Source organism: Erwinia rhapontici (genome assembly GCF_012271765.1).
Classification (GTDB): domain Bacteria; phylum Pseudomonadota; class Gammaproteobacteria; order Enterobacterales; family Enterobacteriaceae; genus Erwinia; species Erwinia rhapontici.
Genome location: NZ_VRKO01000004.1, coordinates 53,701 through 75,495 on the forward strand (window position 1 = coordinate 53,701; position 21,795 = coordinate 75,495).

General features: G+C 55.6%; 19 protein-coding genes and 3 tRNA genes. 15 read left to right on the forward strand and 7 right to left on the reverse strand.

Going from position 1 to position 21,795, the window contains the following annotated elements; genetic code table 11:
- Positions 1–7 precede the first annotated feature (7 nt).
- The 9 genes from FVB43_RS02270 to FVB43_RS02310 all read left to right on the forward strand — a co-directional run bounded on the left by FVB43_RS02270 (position 8) and on the right by FVB43_RS02310 (position 12,472).
- On the forward strand, positions 8–7,819 hold the full coding sequence (locus tag FVB43_RS02270) for a two-partner secretion domain-containing protein (RefSeq protein WP_167863336.1): 7,812 nt from the start codon (positions 8–10) through the stop codon (positions 7,817–7,819).
- The gene (locus tag FVB43_RS02275) at positions 7,809–8,096 is read left to right on the forward strand and encodes a hypothetical protein (RefSeq protein ID WP_167863337.1); all 288 of its coding nucleotides are present in this window, start codon (positions 7,809–7,811) and stop codon (positions 8,094–8,096) included. The genes FVB43_RS02270 and FVB43_RS02275 overlap by 11 nt, the downstream gene beginning before the upstream one ends.
- A gap of 22 nt (positions 8,097–8,118) precedes the next feature.
- Complete coding sequence (locus FVB43_RS02280; protein ID WP_167863338.1) at positions 8,119–8,700, forward strand: hypothetical protein; 582 nt, start codon at positions 8,119–8,121, stop codon at positions 8,698–8,700.
- On the forward strand, positions 8,697–9,068 hold the full coding sequence (locus FVB43_RS02285; protein ID WP_320443509.1) for a DUF596 domain-containing protein: 372 nt from the start codon (positions 8,697–8,699) through the stop codon (positions 9,066–9,068). The genes FVB43_RS02280 and FVB43_RS02285 overlap by 4 nt, the downstream gene beginning before the upstream one ends.
- A 17-nt stretch (positions 9,069–9,085) precedes the next feature.
- The gene (locus tag FVB43_RS02290) at positions 9,086–9,652 is read left to right on the forward strand and encodes a YdgH/BhsA/McbA family protein (protein ID WP_133842420.1); all 567 of its coding nucleotides are present in this window, start codon (positions 9,086–9,088) and stop codon (positions 9,650–9,652) included.
- A 19-nt stretch (positions 9,653–9,671) separates the two neighbouring features.
- The gene (locus FVB43_RS02295; protein WP_197931252.1) at positions 9,672–9,965 is read left to right on the forward strand and encodes a hypothetical protein; all 294 of its coding nucleotides are present in this window, start codon (positions 9,672–9,674) and stop codon (positions 9,963–9,965) included.
- The gene (locus tag FVB43_RS02300; RefSeq protein ID WP_133842418.1) at positions 9,965–10,546 is read left to right on the forward strand and encodes a hypothetical protein; all 582 of its coding nucleotides are present in this window, start codon (positions 9,965–9,967) and stop codon (positions 10,544–10,546) included. The genes FVB43_RS02295 and FVB43_RS02300 overlap by 1 nt, the downstream gene beginning before the upstream one ends.
- 117 nt (positions 10,547–10,663) lie before the next feature.
- On the forward strand, positions 10,664–11,098 hold the full coding sequence (locus FVB43_RS02305) for a VOC family protein (protein WP_133842417.1): 435 nt from the start codon (positions 10,664–10,666) through the stop codon (positions 11,096–11,098).
- Between the two features lie 168 nt (positions 11,099–11,266).
- Positions 11,267–12,472 carry an MFS transporter gene (locus FVB43_RS02310; RefSeq protein WP_133842416.1) on the forward strand — a complete coding sequence of 402 codons (1,206 nt, stop codon included), beginning with the start codon at positions 11,267–11,269 and terminating at the stop codon, positions 12,470–12,472.
- Positions 12,473–12,498: 26 nt separating this feature from the next.
- Here FVB43_RS02310 and FVB43_RS02315 read toward each other — a convergent pair whose 3' ends face one another.
- Both FVB43_RS02315 and FVB43_RS02320 read right to left on the reverse strand, forming a co-directional pair.
- Entirely contained in the window at positions 12,499–12,969 is a 471-nt protein-coding gene (locus tag FVB43_RS02315; protein ID WP_133842415.1) for a YbaK/EbsC family protein, read from the reverse strand.
- A gap of 221 nt (positions 12,970–13,190) precedes the next feature.
- Positions 13,191–14,288 carry a GGDEF domain-containing protein gene (locus FVB43_RS02320; RefSeq protein ID WP_133842414.1) on the reverse strand — a complete coding sequence of 366 codons (1,098 nt, stop codon included), beginning with the start codon at positions 14,286–14,288 and terminating at the stop codon, positions 13,191–13,193.
- Positions 14,289–14,537: 249 nt separating this feature from the next.
- On the opposite strand from FVB43_RS02320, the gene FVB43_RS02325 reads away from it, so the two are divergent.
- On the forward strand, positions 14,538–14,774 hold the full coding sequence (locus tag FVB43_RS02325; protein WP_133842413.1) for a DUF1435 domain-containing protein: 237 nt from the start codon (positions 14,538–14,540) through the stop codon (positions 14,772–14,774).
- Positions 14,775–14,911: 137 nt separating this feature from the next.
- Here the strand turns inward: FVB43_RS02325 and FVB43_RS02330 are convergent.
- The 4 genes from FVB43_RS02330 to rsmC form a co-directional block, all read right to left on the reverse strand.
- Positions 14,912–14,998, reverse strand: a tRNA-Leu gene (locus FVB43_RS02330).
- A 34-nt stretch (positions 14,999–15,032) separates the two neighbouring features.
- Positions 15,033–15,119 (reverse strand) — tRNA-Leu (locus tag FVB43_RS02335).
- Between the two features lie 33 nt (positions 15,120–15,152).
- A tRNA-Leu gene (locus FVB43_RS02340) sits at positions 15,153–15,239 on the reverse strand.
- Between the two features lie 214 nt (positions 15,240–15,453).
- Positions 15,454–16,482, reverse strand: coding sequence for a 16S rRNA (guanine(1207)-N(2))-methyltransferase RsmC (rsmC, locus tag FVB43_RS02345; RefSeq protein ID WP_159336852.1), 1,029 nt, complete (start codon positions 16,480–16,482; stop codon positions 15,454–15,456).
- 107 nt (positions 16,483–16,589) lie between these two features.
- On the opposite strand from rsmC, the gene FVB43_RS02350 reads away from it, so the two are divergent.
- The 3 genes from FVB43_RS02350 to yjjG are packed head-to-tail and all read left to right on the forward strand — an operon-like array spanning position 16,590 to position 18,105.
- Entirely contained in the window at positions 16,590–17,009 is a 420-nt protein-coding gene (locus FVB43_RS02350; protein ID WP_133842411.1) for a DNA polymerase III subunit psi, read from the forward strand.
- Positions 16,972–17,412 carry a ribosomal protein S18-alanine N-acetyltransferase gene (gene rimI, locus FVB43_RS02355; RefSeq protein ID WP_133842410.1) on the forward strand — a complete coding sequence of 147 codons (441 nt, stop codon included), beginning with the start codon at positions 16,972–16,974 and terminating at the stop codon, positions 17,410–17,412. Before FVB43_RS02350 ends, rimI begins: the two co-directional genes overlap by 38 nt.
- A gap of 15 nt (positions 17,413–17,427) precedes the next feature.
- Positions 17,428–18,105, forward strand: a complete 678-nt coding sequence (gene yjjG / locus FVB43_RS02360) for a pyrimidine 5'-nucleotidase (protein WP_167863339.1) — start codon at positions 17,428–17,430, stop codon at positions 18,103–18,105.
- Positions 18,106–18,195: 90 nt separating this feature from the next.
- On the opposite strand, the gene yghU is transcribed toward yjjG, so the two are convergent.
- On the reverse strand, positions 18,196–19,047 hold the full coding sequence (gene yghU, locus FVB43_RS02365; protein ID WP_133842408.1) for a glutathione-dependent disulfide-bond oxidoreductase: 852 nt from the start codon (positions 19,045–19,047) through the stop codon (positions 18,196–18,198).
- A gap of 144 nt (positions 19,048–19,191) precedes the next feature.
- On the opposite strand from yghU, the gene FVB43_RS02370 reads away from it, so the two are divergent.
- Both FVB43_RS02370 and prfC read left to right on the forward strand, forming a co-directional pair.
- Entirely contained in the window at positions 19,192–19,839 is a 648-nt protein-coding gene (locus tag FVB43_RS02370) for a DNA-3-methyladenine glycosylase I (RefSeq protein WP_133842407.1), read from the forward strand.
- Positions 19,840–20,006: 167 nt separating this feature from the next.
- A complete protein-coding gene (gene prfC, locus FVB43_RS02375) occupies positions 20,007–21,596 on the forward strand; it encodes a peptide chain release factor 3 (RefSeq protein WP_133842406.1) in 1,590 nt (529 codons plus the stop codon).
- Positions 21,597–21,795: the final 199 nt, after the last annotated feature.

Consider the following 21,795-nt stretch of genomic DNA (forward strand, 5'->3'; position numbering starts at 1 on the left):
AACCCAGGTGAATAAGAATCTGTATCGCGTAATTTTCAACAAGGCGCGTGGCCTGTTGATGGTGGTGGCCGAAAACGGCCGTGGTCATGGTAAAGGTCCGGCGGTGAGCGGCGAAGGGCATACGCTCAGCCAGCTGATTGGCCAGCTCTCCCCGCTGGCATTCTTCACGCTGGGGGCGCTGGGCATGGTGGCGCTGATGCCACAAGCGCAGGCCGCAGGGATTGTCGCCGATGGCAGTGCGCCTTCGGGCCAGCAGCCGATGATCGGGAAAACAGCCAACGGCACGCCGCAGGTGAATATTCAGGCACCGAGCGCGGGTGGCGTATCGCGTAATACCTATAGCCAGTTCGACGTTGATAAAAAAGGCGTGATCCTCAATAACTCCCACCGCAATACACAGACGCAGCAGGGCGGCTGGGTGGCGGCGAACCCTTATCTGGCACGCGGAGAAGCCAAAGTGATCCTCAACGAGGTGAACTCACGCGACCCCAGCAAGCTGAATGGTTATATCGAAGTCGCGGGTAAAAGGGCGCAGGTGGTGATCGCTAACCCCGCCGGTATCACCTGTGACGGCTGCGGTTTTATCAATGCGAACCGTTCTACGTTGACCACGGGTAAAGCCATTATGCAGAACGGCCAGCTGACCGGATATCAGGTCAATGGCGGGGAGATTGTGGTGCAGGGGGCGGGAATGGACAGCAGCCGCCAGGACTATACCGATCTGATTGCGCACACGGTGAAAGTGAACAGTGGTATCTGGGCCAGCGATCTGAAAGTGACGACCGGTAAAAACCGCGTCAGCGCTGACGGCGCCAGCGTCAGCAAAAATACGGACAGTGATAACGATGTGAAGCCAGCGCTGGCGCTGGATGTGGCCAACCTTGGCGGCATGTACGCCGGGAAAATCCAGCTGATTGGTACAGAAAGCGGTGTTGGCGTACGTAACGCGGGAACGCTGGGGGCGCAGGCCGGTAGTGTCACCCTCAGCGCCGACGGGCATATCGAAAACAGCGGTAAGATCAACGCCAGTGAAGATATTCAGGTGAGTGGTCGTGCGCTGAGCAACAGCGGTACGCTGTATGCCGGACGCGATACGCGTGCCAGCGTCAGCGGTCAGTTGAACAACGATGGCATGGTGGTCGCGGCGCGTCACACCAGCGCCCGTGCAGGTGAAATCAACAGTAGCAAAAATGCCGTCTTTGGCGGTGGGGTGAAAACCGATGGCCGCCTGGGAGAAAGCGGCGATCTGGATCTCACCAGCACCGGCAAGCTGGCCAGCCACGGGCAGAACCTGGCGGCCGGAAAACTCACCGTGCAGGCGGCCGATATTGACCTCAGCGACAGCCAGACCAGCGCAGCGGAGGTGGCATTGACCACTCAGGGCACGCTGAATAACGATCGTGGAACGGTCTCTGCGCACAGCGGCGATCTGACCCTGACCAGCAGTCAGTTAAGCAACAGCGGGGGGACGCTGTATGCCGGACGTGATATGCATACCAGCGTCAGCGGACAGCTGAATAATGACGGGCTGATCGCCGCCGGACGCGATACCCGCGCCAGCGCCGGTGAGCTGAACAGCAGTAAAAATTCGGTGTTCGGCGCGGGGATTAATGCGGATGGCGGCGTGGGAAATAGCGGCAATCTGACGCTGACCAGCACCGGGAAACTGGCGAGTAACGGGCAGAATCTGGCCGCCGGAAAACTCACGGTGCAGGCTGCAGAGATCGACCTGAGCGACAGTCGCAGCGCGGGATCGGACGTCACCCTGACCTCGGGCGGCGCACTGAATAACGATCGCGGGATGATCTCCGCACTGAGCGGCGATCTCTCCCTGACCAGTGCGCAGCTTGATAATAACGGTGGGCGTCTGGAGTCGGCGGGCAAGGTGCAGGTGCGCAGCGCCGGGATTAACAACGTTGGCGGAACGATGGTTGGCCAGCAGTTGACGCTGGACAGCGCTGGCCAGGCACTCAACAACCAGAATGGCGGCATTGCGGCGACGGAGGGCGTCACGCTTACGGCAGGTGCGCTGAATAATGAGGGCGGCAAGGTGATTGCCGGGAAAAACCTCAACGCCGGCGTTCAGTCGGTGAGCGGTAACGGGCAGTTGCTCTCACTCGGAGACATGCAGCTGGCGGTCAACGGTGACTTCAGTAACGTGGGCAGTACGCTGGCGAACGGCAATCTTGACCTTAACGTGCAGGGCGCGCTGGATAACGCCGGGCAACTCAATGCCGGCAAGCAGTTAGCGGTGACGGCCGCCAGCCTGAACAACCAGCAGAGTGGCGATATCAGTGGTCAGATCACCCACGTGGATGTCGGTAGCAGCCTGACCAACCGTGGCATTATTGACGGTGTGGAAACCGTGCTGCGTGCCGGAACGCTGAACAATATCGGCAGCGGACGTATTTATGGCGATCATCTGGCGATCCAGGCCGGTGAGTTGAATAACGTGGCGGAAGGTGAGAGTGCGGCGACCATTGCTGCACGCCAGCGCCTGGATCTCGGTGTCGGAACGCTGAATAACAGCGCCCACAGCCTGATTTACAGCGATGGGGATATGTCGATTGGTGGTCAGCTGGATGAGAACAATGCCGCCAGCGGCCGGGCGACGACGATCAACAACCACAGCGCGACGATCGAATCTATCGGCAACATGCTGATCAATACCGCCACCCTGAACAATATTAACGACCACTTTGCTACCGAGATGGTGCACCTCTCGGACGAGCAAAAAGAAGAATATATGGTGGTCGGTCTGAATAATGGTGTGCATTACGGCACCAGCGATTATGACATCAGCTTCTATCATGACGAAGTGCAGCACATCTGCATTAGCGGCGTGGTGTGTAATCAGGATCATTACTACCAGTATGCTTACACCCAGAGCACCTGGCAGGAACAGATCACGGAAAGCGATCCGGCGCAGATCCTTGCGGGCGGCAGTCTGGCGATCAACGCTGACAATACCCTTAACGATAAGAGCCGCATTATTGCCGGGGGCGATCTGCTGGTCAGCAATGCCAACCTGAACAACGTGGAACTGGCCGGAACGCTGCTGGTGCAGAAAGTGGGGCAGGTGATCGAGTGGGATCGTATCCACAAGAAAGGTCACGACAAGCAGAAACATGATGCCTCCGCTTATACACCACCGGATGAGATCCAGTCGATTGCCCTGTCACCGAGCGTGGCGAAAGGCAACACGAAGGTGGACAGCAGTTCGCCTGCGCTCAGCGGTTTCAGCCTCGGTTTACTGAACAGTGAGGACTTGGCTTCACTGCCTGGCGGTCAGCGCATTGAGATCGCGGGCAGCACCGATGCCACGGTGATCCGCTCACAGGTGCCGGACACCACGCTGCCAGAGAACAGCTTGTTTAACCCACTGCCATCGTCCTCCAGCAATTACCTGATCGAAACCGATCCCCGCTACACCAACCAGAAAAACTGGCTCAGCTCTGACTATATGCTGTCGCAGCTGCGGTCCGATCCTGATATCACCCAGAAACGCCTGGGGGATGGCTTCTACGAGCAGCGCCTGGTGCGCGAACAGCTGGTGGAGTTGACCGGCGAGCGTTATCTGGCGGGCTATCAGAGCGATGAGGATCAGTACAAGGCGCTGATGGAAGCCGGGGTCGCTTTCGGGCAAGCCTTTAATCTGGTGCCGGGCGTGGCGCTGACCGCCAGCCAGATGGCGAACATCTCGAGCGATATGGTGTGGCTGGTGGCGCGTGATGTCACACTGGCTGATGGCAGTCGTCAGAGTGTGCTGGTGCCGCAGGTTTATGCCCAGGTGAAACAGGGCGATATCGATGGCAGCGGCGCGCTGCTGTCCGGGCGTAATATCGCGGTGGGTGTCAGCGGCAATATGCTGAACTCGGGCCGCGTAAATGCCACCCAGCTGCTGAGCATCAGCGGCGATAGCATTACCAACGTGGGGGGGATCATCAGCGGCGGCAACGTGCAGCTGCTGGCGAACAATGATCTGACCAACAATGGCGGCATCATCCAGGCGCAGACCTCGCTGGTGGCCAGCGCGGGACGCGACCTCAACCTTGTGTCGCAAACCACCCATACGGAAAGCACCAACGGCAGCAACACCTTTAGCCGCGATACGGTGTCGCGCGTGGCAGGCATGTATGTGCAGCAGGATGACGGCAAACTGGCCTTACAGGCGGTGCGTGACGTCAATCTGCAAGGGGCGAAGGTGGTGAATACGGGCGAAAACAGCCAGACCACTGTGCTGGCCGGGCGTGATGTGAATCTGACAACGGTCAACTCCGGTGCCAGCGACAATGTGGTATGGAATAAAGACAACCACCTGAGCCAGAGCAACACCACGGCGGTGGGCAGTGAAATTACGGGCGCCGGCGATGTGGCGGTGCAGGCGGCAAACAATATTGCAGCGGCAGCGGCCACGCTGAATGCCGGTAGCGGCCTGAGCCTCGCCGCGGGCAATGACATCACCATTGGCACGGCCAGTGAGCAGTCGTCGCTGGATATGGCCTCCAAAGTGAAAGGGTCGGGCTTCCTCTCCAGCAATACCACTACCACGCGAGCCGGATTTGAGGCAGAAAACGCAGCAGCCAGCAGCCTGGGCGGAGAAAATATTACCCTGTCGGCCGGGCACGATCTTGGCATCAGCGGCAGCAATGTGGCTGCCGATAAGAGCCTGACTGCAAAAGCGGGCAACAATCTGACGGTTGATACCGCTGAGGAGAGCCGCGACGGTTGGGCGATGAAGCAGAAAACCAAGTCCGGCCTGATGAGCAGCGGTGGCATTGGCGTCACCATTGGCTCCACCTTCGATAAATCCACCGATGAAACCACCAGTCTGACGGCGCAGGGCAGCCAGCTGGGATCGGTCAACGGCGATACCACGCTGATCGCCGGTAACGATTTGAAAATAAAAGGATCGGAGGTGATCGCCGGTAACGATATTAATCTGATCGGTAAAAACGTTGAAATCGGCTCAGCAGAAAATCGCGCCAGTAAACACAGTACAACAGAGTCGCGTTCCAGCGGGCTGAAGCTGGCATTGTCGGGTGTGGCGGGATCGGCGTTAAATACCGCGAAAACCATTTCTGAGATGGAAACGGATAAGCAGGACAGCCGCATGGCGGAACTGCAAAGGGTTAAAGCCGGGCTGGACGGCTATCAGGCCGCGCAGGCCGTGCGCGGCGCGATCCAGGATCCAACCAACACCGAGTTTGTCGGCATCAGCCTGTCGCTGGGCATGCAGAAATCACGGAGTGAAAGCCAGAGTGATCAGATGACCTCGGCGGGCAGTGCTATTCAGGCAGCCCAGAATCTGAATATCTTTGCTAACGGCACCGACGGTTCAACGCAGGATGGCGATATTCTGGTGCAGGGCAGCAAGGTTCAGGCTGGTAATGAAATGTTGCTGTCAGCGGCGCGCGATATCACGCTGAAATCCGCCGAAAATACGCAGTTGACCAGCAGCAGTAACAGCAGTGGCGGTGGGGAAATTGGCGCCAGCATCGGTGTCGGCAACGATGGAGCGGGTATCAGCATCTTCGCCAATGGCAACAAAGGCAAAGGCAATGAGAAGGGTGATGGCCTGACTCATAACGAAACCACCCTGGATGCCGGTAACAAAGTGACGCTCCTGAGTGGCCGTGATACCACCCTGACTGGTGCGCAAATTAGCGCCGACCGCGTGGTGGCGGATGTCGGGCGTGACCTGACCATCACCAGCGAACAGGACAGTAACCACTACGATTCAAAACAGCAGAACATCAGCGGTGGCCTGAAATTCACCCTGGGCACAATGAATGCCAGCGGCAACTTGTCGATCAGCAAGGATAAGATCGACAGCAACTACGACAGCGTGCAGGAACAAAGCGGCATCTTCGCCGGGGACGGCGGCTACGATGTCACCGTCGGTAATCATACCCAACTTAATGGGGCGGTGATTGGCAGTACCGCTGAGGCGGCGAAAAACCGTCTGGATACCGGCACGTTAGGCTTTAGTAATATTGAGAATAAGGCCGATTACGCGACGTCTGGTGTCAGCGTCGGGCTGTCCAGCCAGTTCAAGCTGGAAAAAGACAGTGGGGCATCTGCTGAAGACAGCAGTAAAGAAAAAAAACCTCTGGCACCGATACTGACTCAGTTGGGCCAGAATGTTGCGCCAACGTCGATGTCAGCGATTCAGGCCTCCGGGGACGACTCCAGCACCACTCACTCGGCGGTCTCTGATGGAACGCTCATCGTGCGTAATGGTGACAGCCAGCAGCAGGATGTCAGCACCCTGAGCCGTGATGTGGAACATGCTAATCAGACGCTCAGCCCGATCTTTGACAAGGCCGCAGAGCAGAAGCGCCTGCAAAAAGTGCAGTTGATCGGGTCTATCGCTGCTTCAACCATGAACACCGTACTCACCGAACGCCAGCTGTATGCTAACCAGCAGGGCATGGATGCGGTAGGTGAAAAACCGGGGGCTAATGCCACATCTCAGGATCGTGCAGATTACTGGACGGCAGTAAAAGAGAGCAGTGCCTATAAAGAAGCGATCAAAGGTTACGAGCCGGATGACACCTGGGTTAAGGCAGGAAATGCGGCTGTCACGGCAGTGGGCGCACTGGCAGGCGGCGACCCGGCGAAAGCGCTGGCGCAGGCCTCGGCGCCTTACCTGGCGGGTGTGATTAAAGATGTCACCTATAACGATCCTGACCATCCAACGACGCAGGAAATAGCCACTAACGCCTTTGCCCATGCGATCCTCGGCGGTGTCGTCGCCGAAATGAGCGGGCAGAATGCGCTGGCAGGCGCCGTGGGTGGTGGGGGTGGCGAACTGGCTATCCGTGCAATCCATCAGTCACTTTATCCGGATGTCGCCACGGATAAACTGGACGACCAGCAGAAGAAAACGATTAAGAACCTGGCTCTTATTGCCACCAGCCTGACCGGCTCACTGGTGTCCGGCGATACCGCGGGCGCTGTGGATGCCTACAAGGCGGGCGACAACGCGATGACCAATAATTACCTGAAGCCTGAGCAGATTGATAAGTTTGCAGCGAAAGCTCAGGGATGTAAGGCACGCGGTGACTGCGCAACGGTCAGAAAAGAGATGCAGGAACTCAGCCTGAAACAGCAGGATGAGCTGATTGCGGTCTGTGCCACCGATGCGGCGGCCTGTAAGGCTAACTTTGGCGATGTGACCGCCAATGGCATGCTGGTTCGCGAGGCGATCGATCGGGTGCTGGGCGCCGATGACGTGCCCTGGCAGATGAAGAACGACATGTCGTCACTCTATGCCCAGCAGATTGAGGCGGAAGGGGTGGTGTCCAGCACGGAGTTTGCGAAGCAGTTGCAAAGCCGCTACGGGATGGATTCTGAGCGAGCGCAGCTTCTGGCCGGTGCCGCGCTGGGGGCGCTGAGTGGCGGAATTAAGGGATCACGCACCCCGACGGTGAGCAGCAGCAAGGGCAGCAGTCCTGTCAGCGGTAGCGGCGGAACGGGCAGCAACGTCACGCCGACGCCGCCGGTAACCGGTAGCGTACGCGACCCGGCACTGCCGCTGGGCAGCAAACAAAACCAGATGAATCAGCCTAAAAACCCGTCTTATCAGCCGGTAAGAAACGAGGTGGGCACGATCAGCAACCGCGAGTATTCAGGTCACGCTTTAGATAGAATGCAGGACCGTGGCATCATGCCGTCGGTGGTGGAAAACACCATTAAAACAGGCAATGCTACCTCAAGCCGGGGTAATACAACGGTCTATTACGATGCCACCAATAATGTCTCGGTGGTCACGAACAGCTCTGGAAAAGTGGTGACGGTCAAATATGGTAAATAAGGCGCAGTTGATTGAACGGGGAGCGCGGGCGTCGGAGGATTTGTTTGCCTGGGCCAGTTTTGTCGCAGAGACCGAGTTTCTGTGGCAGGACAGCGCCCTGGTTAAGGATGCCGATGCCTGGCAGAGCCTGTGGTTTGAGCTGGAAATCGTCAATGGCCTGGCGCTGGCAGAGTGGGAAGAACAGGGGCGCCCCGCTGACTGGTCGGCAGTCTGGTGCGAAAACTACCGCCAGGATGCCCGCGAGCTGGTGGCGGAGCTGCTGGCCCTGACCGCCTGATAGCCCACAAGGAGAAATGCTGATGTTCCGTCAAACCACGCTGTCCCTGCTGCTGGTCGCCACCAGCGGCTGTAGCCAGTTTCCGCATAATTCGTTCTTTACTCCGCCTGCGCCAGGCCCGGATACGGCATCGGTGCGCATTGTTGGCGGCACCGAGCTGGCGTCAATTCAGCAGGAAAATGAGGGCCAGCTTACGGGGGGGCTGGTGCGCAGTAGTGAATTTATCTTAACTCACACTCAGGACGGCGGGATGCCGGTGGCCAGTGGACAGGATAAAGCGTCCTGGAGCGATTTTTATGAAACCCCGGTGATAGCGGGCAGAAAAACCCGTATTGGCCTGGTGTATCACGGCAGTAATAACCAGTGCAGCAGTTCGATGACGTTTGTACCGCAGAAAGGTCACTACTACCAGTTTGGCCTGCAGGTTGACTTGCGTCTGCGCCAGTGCCGTGGTTTGCCGTATGAGCTGACAAAAAATAACCGGGGAGAGTGGCAGCTTCAGCGTATCAGCGATGTCGTCTGGGGGGGGAAATATGGTCATGAAGATGCAAACTGGCAAAAAATGCCGGATACACAGGTGCCTCCCAAAGTCTTAGCACCTTGAGTGCGCTGAAAAGAGAAGGCATTTATCAGGCCGTGATCGCCAGCGCCCGTGGATTGTCACTCGGCGCCCTCTGGCAACATCTTGAGGTTGAGTGCCGCAGCATTGCGGATAACAGCGCCCTGAGAAAAGAGCTTTTCTTTGATCTGTTGCAGCAACTGATGAAGAGCGGTCAGGTCCGGCTGGCGTGCGACGGTACCTGGCTGACGGGCACGGTTGAGGAACAGCTTAAGTGTCTGAATGAGGCCTGGCCGCAGCCCGACTCTGACGATGAGTTAGACGATCTTGATGATACTGGCTTCTGGTTTCTGGCAAAAGCGCCCGCCGGGCTGGTGTGGATCACCGCTGACGGGCAGGAAGTCTGGACCTGATACTGTGGAGTAAGTCGATGCATTATCAACGGATATTACCGCTGGCGGTGCTGCTGCTTAGCGGCTGTAGCCTGCTGCCACAGCAGGAATTCTTCACCCCCCCACCTGCGGGGGCTGAGGTTGCCGGGCTGCGCATTATGGGCAGCACCGAGAGTAATGCCTTGTATCAAATGGAGAACGGTAAACTGCGCGGCGGGCTGATTCGTGAAAGCAACTGGGTGTTGCGCAATACGCAGGATCAGGGCATGCCAAAGGTCAGCGGTAAGGAAGCCACTTACACCAGTGATTATTTCGAAACGCCGATTTATGCGGGCCGAAAAACCACGGTATATCACAGCTATAATCGCGGTAAGAACCGCTGCATGAACATCGTCAGTTTTGTTCCGGAAAAGGGCCACTACTATCAGTTGAGCCAGGCGGTTGATCTGAAAATGTATCGGTGCCGTGCCTGGCCGAATGAGCTGGTCAAAAACGCAGATGGTCAGTGGGTGCTGAAACCTATTGCTAACGTCACTTACGGTAATAAATATCTGCCACAGGATGGCGGCTGGCAGAAGATGGTGCGACTTGTCACTGAAGGGTAAGTCAGACTCTGGTGGGTGGTTGACGATGACGGGTGTGCAGGCCAGTGAAAACCTCTTCTGCTGGGCCCGCTTTGTCGCTGATAGCGAGTTGTTGTGGCAGGACAGTGCGTTGGTATCGGATACCGACGCCTGGCAACGCCTGTGGTTTGAGCTGGAGATCGTCAATGGTCTGGCGCTGGCGGAGTGGGATGAGGAGGGGTGTCCGGCAGAAGGGTTGGCAAGCTGGCGTGAAAACTATCAGCAGGAGGCCAGGGCGCTGGCGAATGAACTACTGGCACTGATCTCGTCTGATAACGACAAGAAGAAGCGTTGATGTATCGCCAGATGACGCTGTCCCTACTGCTGACGTATGCCAGTGGCTGTAGCCAGTTTCCACACCATGCATTTTTCACGCCGCCTGCCGCAGGGCCGCATACGGCCTCGGTGCGGATTGTTGGCGGCACCGAACTGGCCTCCATTGAGCAGGAGGTCAATGGCCTGCCTACCGGTGGCCTGGTGCGCAGCAGTGAGTTTATCCTGACGAATACCCAGGATCGCGGGATGCCGGTAGCCCGCGAGCAGGACAAATCGTCCTGGCGCGATTATTACGAAACCCCGGTGATCGCTGGCAGACAAACCCATATCGGGCTGGTTTATAAGGGGGCCAATAGCCAGTGCAGCAGCAGCATGAGCTTTGTGCCTCAGAAAGGACACGACTATCAGTTTGGCCTACAGGTTGATCTGCGCCTGCGTCAGTGCCGTGGTTTGCCGTACGAGCTGACTAAAGATGCACAGGGAAACTGGGTCCTCCAGCGCATTAAGGATGTCATCTGGGGCGGGAAATATGGGCATGAAGACGCCAACTGGCAAAAGATGCCAGACTCGCTGGTGCCCCCCAAAGTCCTGGCACCGTGAATGCGGGGAATATAGCGCTTTCCGTGCTCTCCTCGTTTTGTCCCGCACTGACGATCACTTGCTGTGCCCGGCACACGCCATGATAAACCCATCTGATGATACGAGAAGGAGCGGGCGATGAGTGCTCACGATGTGGGATTCACCCATGTAGCGTTTGAAGTGCAGGACTTACAAAAGAGTATCGATTTCTATCAGCGTTATGCCGGTATGCAGGTGGTGCATCAGCGCCAGCCGGGTATACCAGAAGCACAAGAGGTTGCCTGGCTTTCTGACCTCTCCCGCCCGTTTGCGTTGGTACTGGTGCAGACGGCTGTCAGAAGAGACACGCCGCTTGGCCCCTTCGGCCATCTTGGTGTGGCCTGCGCCACGCGTGAAGAGATTGACGCTAAAGTCGTGATGGCTGAGAAAGAAGGGGTACTGCGTAAAGCCCCGGTTGCGTCTCCCGCTCCTGTTGGGTACTGGGCGTTTTTTGCGGACCCGGATGGCAACACCCTGGAACTGTCATACGGCCAGCAGGTTGGGCTTCAGGCTATGATAGCCCGCGATATTTAGTGGTGAAATGTTAATTAACAGGCTAATTATTAGCCTGTTAACATAATGACATCGCCTTTTACAGTCTGAAGAGAACCCTGACAAAAGCGCCGTAATCTACGTCTGTCTTACATGCTATAAACAAATAATTAACATTCTTTGTGTGCCTTTAAGACAGGACTCTCTCCTATGTTTAACTGGACTTCGACTCAGCGCAACGTGGCGTTCGCCAGCTTTGGTAGTTGGACGCTGGATGCGTTTGACTTCTTTATTCTGGTGTTTGTCCTCAGCGATATTGCGGCGAATTTTCATGTCAGCATTACCGATGTGTCACTGGCGATTATGCTGACGCTGGCCGTGCGGCCTGTGGGGGCGCTACTGTTCGGCCGCCTGGCAGAAAAGTATGGTCGCCGTCCGATTCTGATGCTCAATATCATTGCGTTCACTATCTTTGAGCTGCTCTCCGCCTGGTCGCCCACGCTGATATGGTTTCTGGTATTCCGTGTCATTTATGGCGTGGCGATGGGCGGCGTGTGGGGCGTGGCTTCCTCGCTGGCGATGGAAACCATTCCTGACCGTTCGCGTGGGCTGATGTCCGGCGTGTTTCAGGCGGGCTATCCCTGCGGGTATTTGCTGGCATCGATCGTCTTTGGATTGTGCTACGGCCTGGTAGGCTGGCGCGGCATGTTTTTGATTGGTGCCGTGCCGGTTCTGCTGCTGCCGTTTATCTATTTTAAGGTGCCGGAGTCGCCGGTTTGGCTGGCTGCCCGTGAGCGTAAAGAGACGGTGGCATTGCTGCCGGTACTGAAAAGTCACTGGAAGTTGTGCGTTTATCTGGTGCTGCTGATGGCCTGCTTTAACTTTTTCAGCCACGGTACGCAGGACCTCTATCCGACTTACCTGAAAGTGCAGCACGGTTTTGATCCCCACACGGTCAGCATTATTGCCATCTTCTACAATATTGCGGCGATCCTCGGTGGCATTTTCTTTGGTTCACTGTCGGAAAAAATTGGCCGTAAGAAAGCCATTATGATCGCGGCTTTCCTTGCGCTGCCTGTGCTGCCACTGTGGGCGTTTTCCAGCGGTTCATGGATGGTGGGTATCGGCGCATTTCTGATGCAGTTTATGGTGCAGGGCGCGTGGGGCGTGGTGCCGGGCTGGCTAACCGAACTGGTGCCAGCCACTGCGCGAGCGGTGTTGCCGGGGTTTGTCTATCAACTGGGTAATCTGGTGGCGTCGGTGAATGCCACACTGCAATCGAAGATTGCCGTGGCCAACGGGAATAACTACGGGATGGCGATGGCGGTGGTTGCCGGAACGGTGGCGGTGCTGATCTGCCTGATTGTGGCGTTTGGTCGCGAAACGCGTGGGGTGAAGATCTCCGACAGCGCGTAGGGCCAGGCATGCCTGACCCTGTGTGCTTACAGGGCCGGGGGCTGGCAAACATCAACCCATTTGGCATCGGTCAGCTGTGCCATATACTCTGGCGAAATGCGTACTGCACTGTGGATGGCACCTGCGGCGGGCAGGACTTCCTGATAGTCCCTGAGCGAGATATCGCAATACACCGTCAGCGGATTTTCCAGACCAAACGGGCAGACGCCGCCCACCGGGTGCCCGGTGAGGCTTACCACTTCATCGGTGTTCAGCATTCGGGCTTTGGCACCCAGCGCCTCTTTCAGTTTGCGGTTATCCAACCGGGCGTCGCCACGGGTCACGATCAATACCACCTGGTCTTTCACTTTGAGTGACAGCGTTTTTGCAATCTGCCCCGGTTCAACCCGGTGGGCGGCGGCGGCAAGGGCAACGGTGGCAGTGCTTTCTGACAGTTCAATGATGTCAATTTCGGGTGCGCGATCGGCAAAAAACTGCCGTACAGACTCCAGACTCATGCTTATCTCCTGCTTTTTAAGGAGATAAAATTGCCATATTGTCAGCGGTCTGTAAAACGGAAAAACAGGTATTCACTGGTAAAGAATAAACTGAGATATTAATCATTAAAAAACTTAATTCGCGCTAATACCTTAATGGTAGGCTGTTTGGCGGGAGTTTGTATTAAAAAAAAGGTTAAGTTTTTAAAATGAATTGGCCCTAAAAAAGGCCAATTTCATTTTTAAAGTGCATCGGCGGGCTGGTTAAGCGGTTTTTTTATCATATCCTGATGAGAGAGGATGGTATTACGGCCCTGATTTTTTGCCAGATATAACGCACGGTCAGCATTGGCCAGGGCATTATCAAAGTCATCTTCAATCAACGGGGCAATCCCGGCGCTAATGGTGACATGTGTCGCTACCCGATCATTAAAACGATGAGGAATTTCCAGATCCAGTACGTATTGGCGAATACGCTCTGCCAGCTTCATCGCAATCGATTCATTAACATTCGTCAATAATACCAGGAACTCTTCACCGCCGTAGCGTGTGACGATATCGCGTGATCGCACCGCGTCACGGATAGCCACTGAAACGCGAGCCAGCGCCTGATCTCCCATCGCATGGCCATAGTTGTCGTTATAAGCTTTGAAATGATCAATATCCAGCAGCAGGACGAAGTGGCTGCCGGCATGATTATCGAGAATATTTTCCAGACGGTTTTTGAGTCCGCGTCGGTTATACAGCCCGGTGAGCGGGTCCAACATGCTCAGGTCACTGTAGGTCTCTTTCTCTTCATACAACTGGCTGACAAGGCGCCGGGTAAAGTTATCGCGCCGCCGTTGCATCAGATGGTGCAGGGTAAAGCCAAACAGCGGCAGGATGATGGTAAAGAGGATAACCAACGTATTCTGGCCGTGATCCAGCACCAGTACCGCCACAGACGCCGGGAGGGTGTGCAGACAGAAGGCGAACAGGTGATCGCCCAGCGCAATCGCACTGATAAAGAATACGCTGACCAGAGCGATCAGCAGATAGCTGCCATCAAAATAAAAGCTCTGGTGATACTTCAATACGATTTGCCATGCCCAAAGTAATCCTGTCAGCAGTGCGGCAATATTTAATAGCGGAAATTGACCTAAAGGTTTTAAAACCATCCATATTAACAACGTAATGCTCAATATTATGATGGCTGCCGTTGGTACAGTAACCATGGATGTGGCAATGCTATTAACATTAAACAGACAAAAGATGGCGGTAGCTGTGTTTAAAAAAAGAAATAGCATCAGCGATAGCCGATGCTTGCTGTGAAGCAATTCATCGTAGCTTTGTAATTTCATTATAGTTACTCGTGACTGCCCTGAAATATCAAAGTGCTGGCACGCAGACTCGACTGATATCTCGTAATTGGAATAGTTTAGAGCCGTTATTATTAGATTTTTCTGAATGGTAATCGTTGCCAATTTACCACTTAAACCTGGGGCTGTCATCCGCAGGGACAAAGTTTCAACAATGTTGCTGCAAAGTGATAAAAACTATCATATGCTATTGGTAATCATTATCATTTGAGATTGTGTGGGGTTAGCGGGATGATCGGTAAAAGACTGGACAGTGGGTGGGGTGTACTGATTCCTTGCGCCATGATGCCGCTGGTGGCGTTAATGGAGTTGTCATTCAGTGAGTGGCGTGTGCTGATGGTCGTGGCATTTCTGGCAACCGTGGTGATGCTGTTTCACAAGCGTCTGCGCCACTATATGCTGCTGCCTTCCTGCATCGCACTGGCTGGCGGTCTTGCGGCGATTTCAGTGAATTTTACGACGATCTGACCAGCGGAGATCATCCGGGCTGATAAACAAATAGCAGGGAGCGTTTTGGCGTCAGAAGTACGGTATGGATAAAGATAAGGCGGATGAATAATGAAATCAGAAGGGTATCGTGGGAGTCACTGCAGAGGGATTCAACATGGTGCGAAGAGAGGGACTTGAACCCTCACGTCCGTTAAGACACTAACACCTGAAGCTAGCGCGTCTACCAATTCCGCCACCTTCGCGTCCTGTTGAACTTTCTATTCATATCACCGCATTTGGTGCGAAGAGAGGGACTTGAACCCTCACGTCCGTTAAGACACTAACACCTGAAGCTAGCGCGTCTACCAATTCCGCCACCTTCGCGCAGATGCTGCGTAATATGAACAACGTGGTTTTTGGTGCGAAGAGAGGGACTTGAACCCTCACGTCCGTTAGGACACTAACACCTGAAGCTAGCGCGTCTACCAATTCCGCCACCTTCGCATACCCGCAACATAACAACGTTATATCGCAACCACGGAGGCGCATTCTAGAGATTTTATGAAGTACGTCAACAGTTATTTCTTATTGTCGAAACAATCGCCTGGAAAACCAACGCAAGCGGCTCATGCGGCCCTGACCCCTACGGATTCTGAGTTGAAATCCCAGGGGCGAGGCAAGCCTCGCCCGGTGCCATCATCCGACACGTCACAGAGGATTATTTCTTCGGTGGACGGCCTTTCACGGCACGGTAAACCTTGAAGCGTCCGTTCTGCAACAGCACTTCATGGCTGCCAAAGGTTTCGTCCAGCACCTGTGGGTAAGGCAGGAAGGCGTTCGCCACGATCCTAAGTTCACCGCCGGTGTTAAGGTGAGTAATGGCCCCCCGGATCAGCGTCTGTGCAGCATCCAGACTGGTCTGCACGCCGTCATGGAACGGTGGGTTGGAGAGGATCATGTCAAAGCGGCCCGGAATGTCGGAGTAGACATTACTGGCGAACACTTCACCTTCGAGCTGGTTCGCCGCCAGCGTGGCTTTACTGGCTTCAATCGCCGCCGCATTCACGTCGGTCAGCGTCAGGCGCACTTTCGGCGAGTGACTGGCCAGCAGGGCAGCAATCACCCCCGCGCCGCAGCCCATATCCAGCACTTTACCTTTGGTGTGCGGTTTAAGGGTGGAGAGCAGCAGTTGGCTGCCAATATCCAGTGCATCGCGGCTGAACACGCCAGGCAACGTTTTAATCGTGAGATCGCCGAGCGGGTATTCATCCCAGAAACTGTCAACGTCGAAGGTCGGTTGCTTGTCCAGGCGGCCATGATAGAGACCACAGCGGCGGGCGCTGTCGATCTTAGTGACCGTTGCCCAGCCTTCCAGCATCTGCTCCGCGCTGCGAACGCCGCTGCGGTTTTCGCCGATAACGAAAATATCGCAGCCTACGGGCAGCAGTGACAGCAGATTCTGTAACTGAAACTGTGCTTCTGGTTTGTTCTTTGGCCAGTAATAGACCAGAGTGTCGCAGTCGGCGACCACCTCAGCGGTGGCAACCAGGCCATAATGGGCGCTTTCCCCAAGGGCACGGCTGAGGATCTGCCAGTGATGGTATTGCTGGGTATGTACCCGGCTCAGTGCCGTTTCCAACTGGGCGGGCAGGTCATCCTGCAGGTCACCAGCAAACAGCACGCGGCGTTCAGTAAACTCATCACTATGGCGCAGTATCACTTCACTGGCCGGGGTAAATGCGGACATCGATGGCTCCTTATAAATCAGAGCGGCGATTATAGTCGTTTGTTGGCGCAGTTTCGACGAATTTGCTAGCATGGCGACGCAATCAGGCGACCAGACAGGAAAAAAAGATGTCTTCCAGACGTGACTGGTTATTACAGCAAATGGGCATAACGCAGTATACGCTGCGGCGTCCGCGTGCCTTGCAGGGGGAAATTGCGGTGACCTTGCCCGCAGAAATTCGCCTGGTGATTGTGGCAGAAACGCCCCCGGTGCTGAACGATCCGTTAGTGATGGACGTTCTGCGCGCACTGAACCTGCATGAGCCGCAGGTGCAGATATTTACCCCTGACCAACTTATGATGCTGCCGGATGACGCCCGCTGTGCCAGCTGGTGTTTAGGGCTCGATGCTCCGGTGCCATTGGCCGGAACCCAACTGGCTTCGCCTTTGCTGGCGGAGCTTTATCACAATGCCGACGCCAAACGGGCGCTCTGGCTGCAGATTTGCCAACATGAATCAGATTTCTTTACTCACCCCGAACGATCTTGAACAGGCGTTTGCCATTGAGCAGCGCAGCCACGCTTTTCCCTGGTCAGAAAAAACCTTCTCCAGCAATCAGGGCGAACGTTACCTGAACTTTCGCCTGGAGGTGGACGGCGTGCTGGCCGCCTTTGCCATTACGCAGGTCGTGCTGGATGAAGCTACGCTGTTTAACCTGGCCGTTGATCCGGCGTTTCAGCGCCGTGGCCTCGGGCGCCAGCTGTTACAGCATCTGATTAGCGAGCTGGAACAGCGCGGCGTACTGACGCTGTGGCTGGAGGTGCGCGCGTCTAACACGGCGGCTATCGCGCTTTATGAGCAGTTGGATTTCAATGAAGTCTCAATACGCCGCAACTATTATCCGACGATAGACGGTAAAGAAGACGCGATCATGATGGCTTTAACTATTTAACAGGGAACCTCACTGATGCTAAAAGACTGGGACTGGATTTTATTCGACGCTGACGACACGTTATTCCACTTCGATGCGTTTGCCGGTTTGCAGCGTCTGTTTCAGCAGTACGACGTGCAGTTTAGCCGTGCCGATTACGATGATTATCAGGCGATTAATAAGCCGCTGTGGGTGGATTATCAGAACGGGGCGATCAGCGCCTTGCAGTTACAGCATCAGCGTTTTGAGAGCTGGGCCGCGAAGCTGGATGTCACCGCTCAGGACCTGAACAGTGGCTTTTTGAGCGCAATGGCTGAGATTTGCACGCCGCTGGTCGGTGCCGTCGACCTGCTGAATGCGCTGAAGGGCAGGGTGAAAATGGGCATCATCACCAACGGCTTTACGGCCCTTCAACAGGCGCGTCTGGAACGTACCGGCTTCCTGGGCGTGTTTGATCTGCTGGTGATTTCTGAGCAGGTGGGCTATGCCAAGCCGCATCCGGCGATCTTTGATTATGCGCTGACCCGCATGGGCAATCCTGCGCGTGAGCGGGTGTTGATGGTCGGGGATAACCCGGATTCAGATATTCTGGGGGGGATTAATGCGGGTCTGGCCACCTGCTGGCTGAATGCCGAAGGTCGGGCGCAGCCGGAAGGGATCAACCCGACCTGGCAGGTCACATCGCTGAAAGAACTCCAGGATAAATTAGTGTAACGGGCGGACCGAAAAAGAAGGTCCGCCCCCGACGCGTAGAGGCCGAACATTGTTTTCGATCGGCCCGTTTACGTTGCCCGGTCAGGTGTTTTACCGCCCCAGTTTGTCGAAATCTGATGCGTCGTGACGTTCAGGCAACTGCTCTTCCGGCGCACCCCATGTCCGGTTGACGATGCGGCCGCGTTTGACGGCCGGGCGCTGTGCGACTTCTTCGGTCCAGCGCACCAGATTTTTGTATGAGGCGGCATCAATAAACTCTGCGGCTTCATACATCAATCCCTGCACCAGCGCGCCATACCACGGCCAGATAGCGATATCGGCAATGCTGTATTCGTTTCCGGCAATGTAGCGATGCTCTGCCAGTTGCTTATCCAGCAGGTCGAGCTGACGCTTGGCTTCCATCGTGAACCGGTCAATGGCGTATTCAATTTTGACCGGGGCATAGTGATAGAAATGCCCGAAGCCGCCACCAAGATAAGGCGCCGCGCCCTGTAGCCAGAATAACCAGTTCAGCACTTCAGTACGTCCCGCCGCATCTTTTGGCAGGAAATGCCCGAATTTCTCCGCCAGATACAGCAGGATTGCACCAGACTCAAACACGCGAGTGCCCGGAACCGTGGTGGTGTCGAGCAGCGCCGGGATTTTTGAATTCGGGTTAACCGCAACAAAACCGGACGTGAACTGCTCACTTTCACCAATGCGGATCAGATGCGCGTCATATTCCGCGCCCTGCACGTTCAGTGCCAGCAACTCCTCCAGCAGGATGGTCACTTTCTGGCCGTTTGGTGTGCCCATGGAGTAGAGCTGCAACGGGTGTTTCCCGACGGGCAGGCTGGCTTCAGAACGTGCACCCGCGGTTGGGCGGTTAATGCTGCCCCAGGTGCCACCCAGACCTTTATTCTCGCTCCAGACTTTGGCTGGTTGATAGTCGTTGTTACTCATAGCAGTAATGGTCCTTTCTTAGGGGAACGGGATCGCGATGGCCTGAAAGTATGGACCATGCCGATAAATACAGTTCACATATAGCATTCTCTGCAACCCCAGGTTTATCCTCAATGAGCACTGTTGATCAAAAGGAGAGGAAAAATGGCGGCATCTGACAATGCGCATCTTGAGCAGGAGGGGCTGATAACAACCCTGGATGGACGGCGCTGCTGCGCCTGGCAGGCGACAATGCCTGACTATCATGATCGCGAATGGGGCAGGCCTGTGGTGAGCGATCGCCTGCTGTTTGAAAAAGTCTGCCTGGAAAGTTTTCACTCTGGCATGTCGTGGCAGATGATTTATAACAAGCGCGAAAACTTTCGCCGTGCGTTCGACGGTTTCGATTTCTCTCTCGTCGCGCAGTATGACGAGCAGGATGTGACGCGACTGATGGCAGATAAAAGCATTGTCAGAAACCGCGCCAAGATCCTCTCCGCGATTAACAATGCCCGCTGTGCGCAGAGACTGGTGGCAGAAGCCGGGTCACTGGCAGCCTGGTTCTGGCAGTTTGAACCGACAGCAGCCGATCGCCCACAGCGCATTGACCTGCATTACTGGCAAACGCAAAACACCTCACCGGAAGCGACAGCGATGTCGAAAGCATTGAAAAAACGGGGCTGGACGTGGGTGGGACCGGTGACCACTTACTCGCTGATGCAGGCGCTGGGGCTGGTGAACGATCACCTTGAGGGCTGCGGCTGCCGGGCCGAGTGTGAAGCTGAACGTGCGGCATTGCACAGGCCGTACTGAAGAGCAGTAAGCCTGCGCGCACGCTTTCGGTTGAATAAGCGCCGGTCAGTCATTGTGTCTGACGCCGGGATAGGCGAAAATGCCGACCATTATTGATTAATCGGCTGTGAAAACCGTCGCACGCGCTCTGCCGTGCACTGGCACAGCGCCAAACCAGAAGAAGCTTCATGTCAAATGCACCGTTTATGCAAGAGGTGGCTCGTCGCCGCACTTTTGCCATCATTTCTCACCCGGATGCCGGTAAAACCACCATCACTGAAAAAGTGCTGCTGTTCGGACAGGCTATTCAGACCGCCGGTACGGTAAAAGGCCGTGGCTCTAACCAGCATGCAAAATCTGACTGGATGGAGATGGAAAAACAGCGTGGGATCTCGATCACCACCTCGGTGATGCAGTTCCCTTATCGCGGTAGCCTGGTCAACCTGCTGGACACCCCAGGGCACGAAGACTTCTCCGAAGATACCTACCGTACGCTGACGGCGGTTGACTGCTGTCTGATGGTGATTGACACCGCAAAAGGCGTTGAAGATCGTACCCGTAAGCTGATGGAAGTTACCCGTCTGCGTGATACGCCGATCCTGACGTTTATGAACAAACTTGACCGTGACATCCGCGACCCGATGGAAGTGATGGACGAAGTTGAGAGCGAGCTGAAAATCGCCTGTGCGCCAATCACCTGGCCTATCGGCTGTGGCAAACTGTTCAAGGGCGTTTACCACCTGTACAAAGATGAAATCTACCTTTATCAGAGCGGTAAAGGCCATACCATTCAGGAAGTGCGCATCGTCAAAGGGCTGGATAATCCGGAGCTTGACGCGGCGATTGGTGAAGACCTGGCGGCACAGCTGCGTGATGAGCTGGAGCTGGTGCAGGGGGCTTCGCATGAGTTCGACCGCGATGCCTTCCTGGCAGGTAAATTAAGCCCGGTATTCTTTGGTACGGCGCTGGGTAACTTCGGCGTTGACCATATGCTGGACGGGTTGGTGGAGTGGGCACCCTCACCGATGCCGCGTGACACTGACGTACGTACCGTCAGCGCCACGGACGAGAAATTTACCGGCTTCGTGTTTAAGATCCAGGCCAATATGGACCCGAAACACCGTGACCGCGTGGCCTTTATGCGTGTGGTCTCCGGTAAATATGAAAAAGGCATGAAACTGCGTCAGGTCCGTACCGGGAAAGATGTGGTGATCGCCGATGCGCTGACGTTTATGGCGGGTGACCGTTCGCACGTTGAAGAAGCGTATCCGGGCGATATTATCGGCCTGCATAACCACGGTACCATCCAGATTGGCGACACCTTTACCCAGGGTGAGAACATGAAGTTCACCGGTATTCCGAACTTCGCCCCGGAACTGTTCCGTCGTATTCGTCTGCGCGACCCGCTGAAGCAGAAACAGCTGCTGAAAGGGCTGGTACAGCTGTCAGAAGAGGGGGCAGTGCAGGTGTTCCGCCCGGTGCACAACAACGATCTGATCGTTGGCGCTGTTGGGGTGCTGCAGTTCGATGTGGTGGTTGCGCGTCTGAAAAGCGAATACAACGTGGAAGCGATCTACGAAGCGATCAACGTCTCAACCGCCCGCTGGGTGGAGTGCAGTGACGCGAAGAAGTTCGATGAATTCCAGCGTAAAAATGAGGTCAACCTGGCGCTTGATGGCGGTGACAACCTCACTTATATCGCACCGACCATGGTGAACCTGAATATCACCCAGGAGCGTTATCCTGACGTGGTGTTCCGCAAAACCCGCGAGCATTAATCCCGCAGAGGGGCGGACCTTCTTTACCGGTCCGCCCTGAATCACCTTTACAGACTCCTCCTAAAACCCCTCTTTTTTGCTGCTTTATCCATCAAATCAACCACCATTCCCGGTGAAATCCTCATTACCGACTATATTCATGTCTACAGGACGAAAAATATGCGGCGCGATGGCTGCAACGTTCAATGGCAAAAGCAGC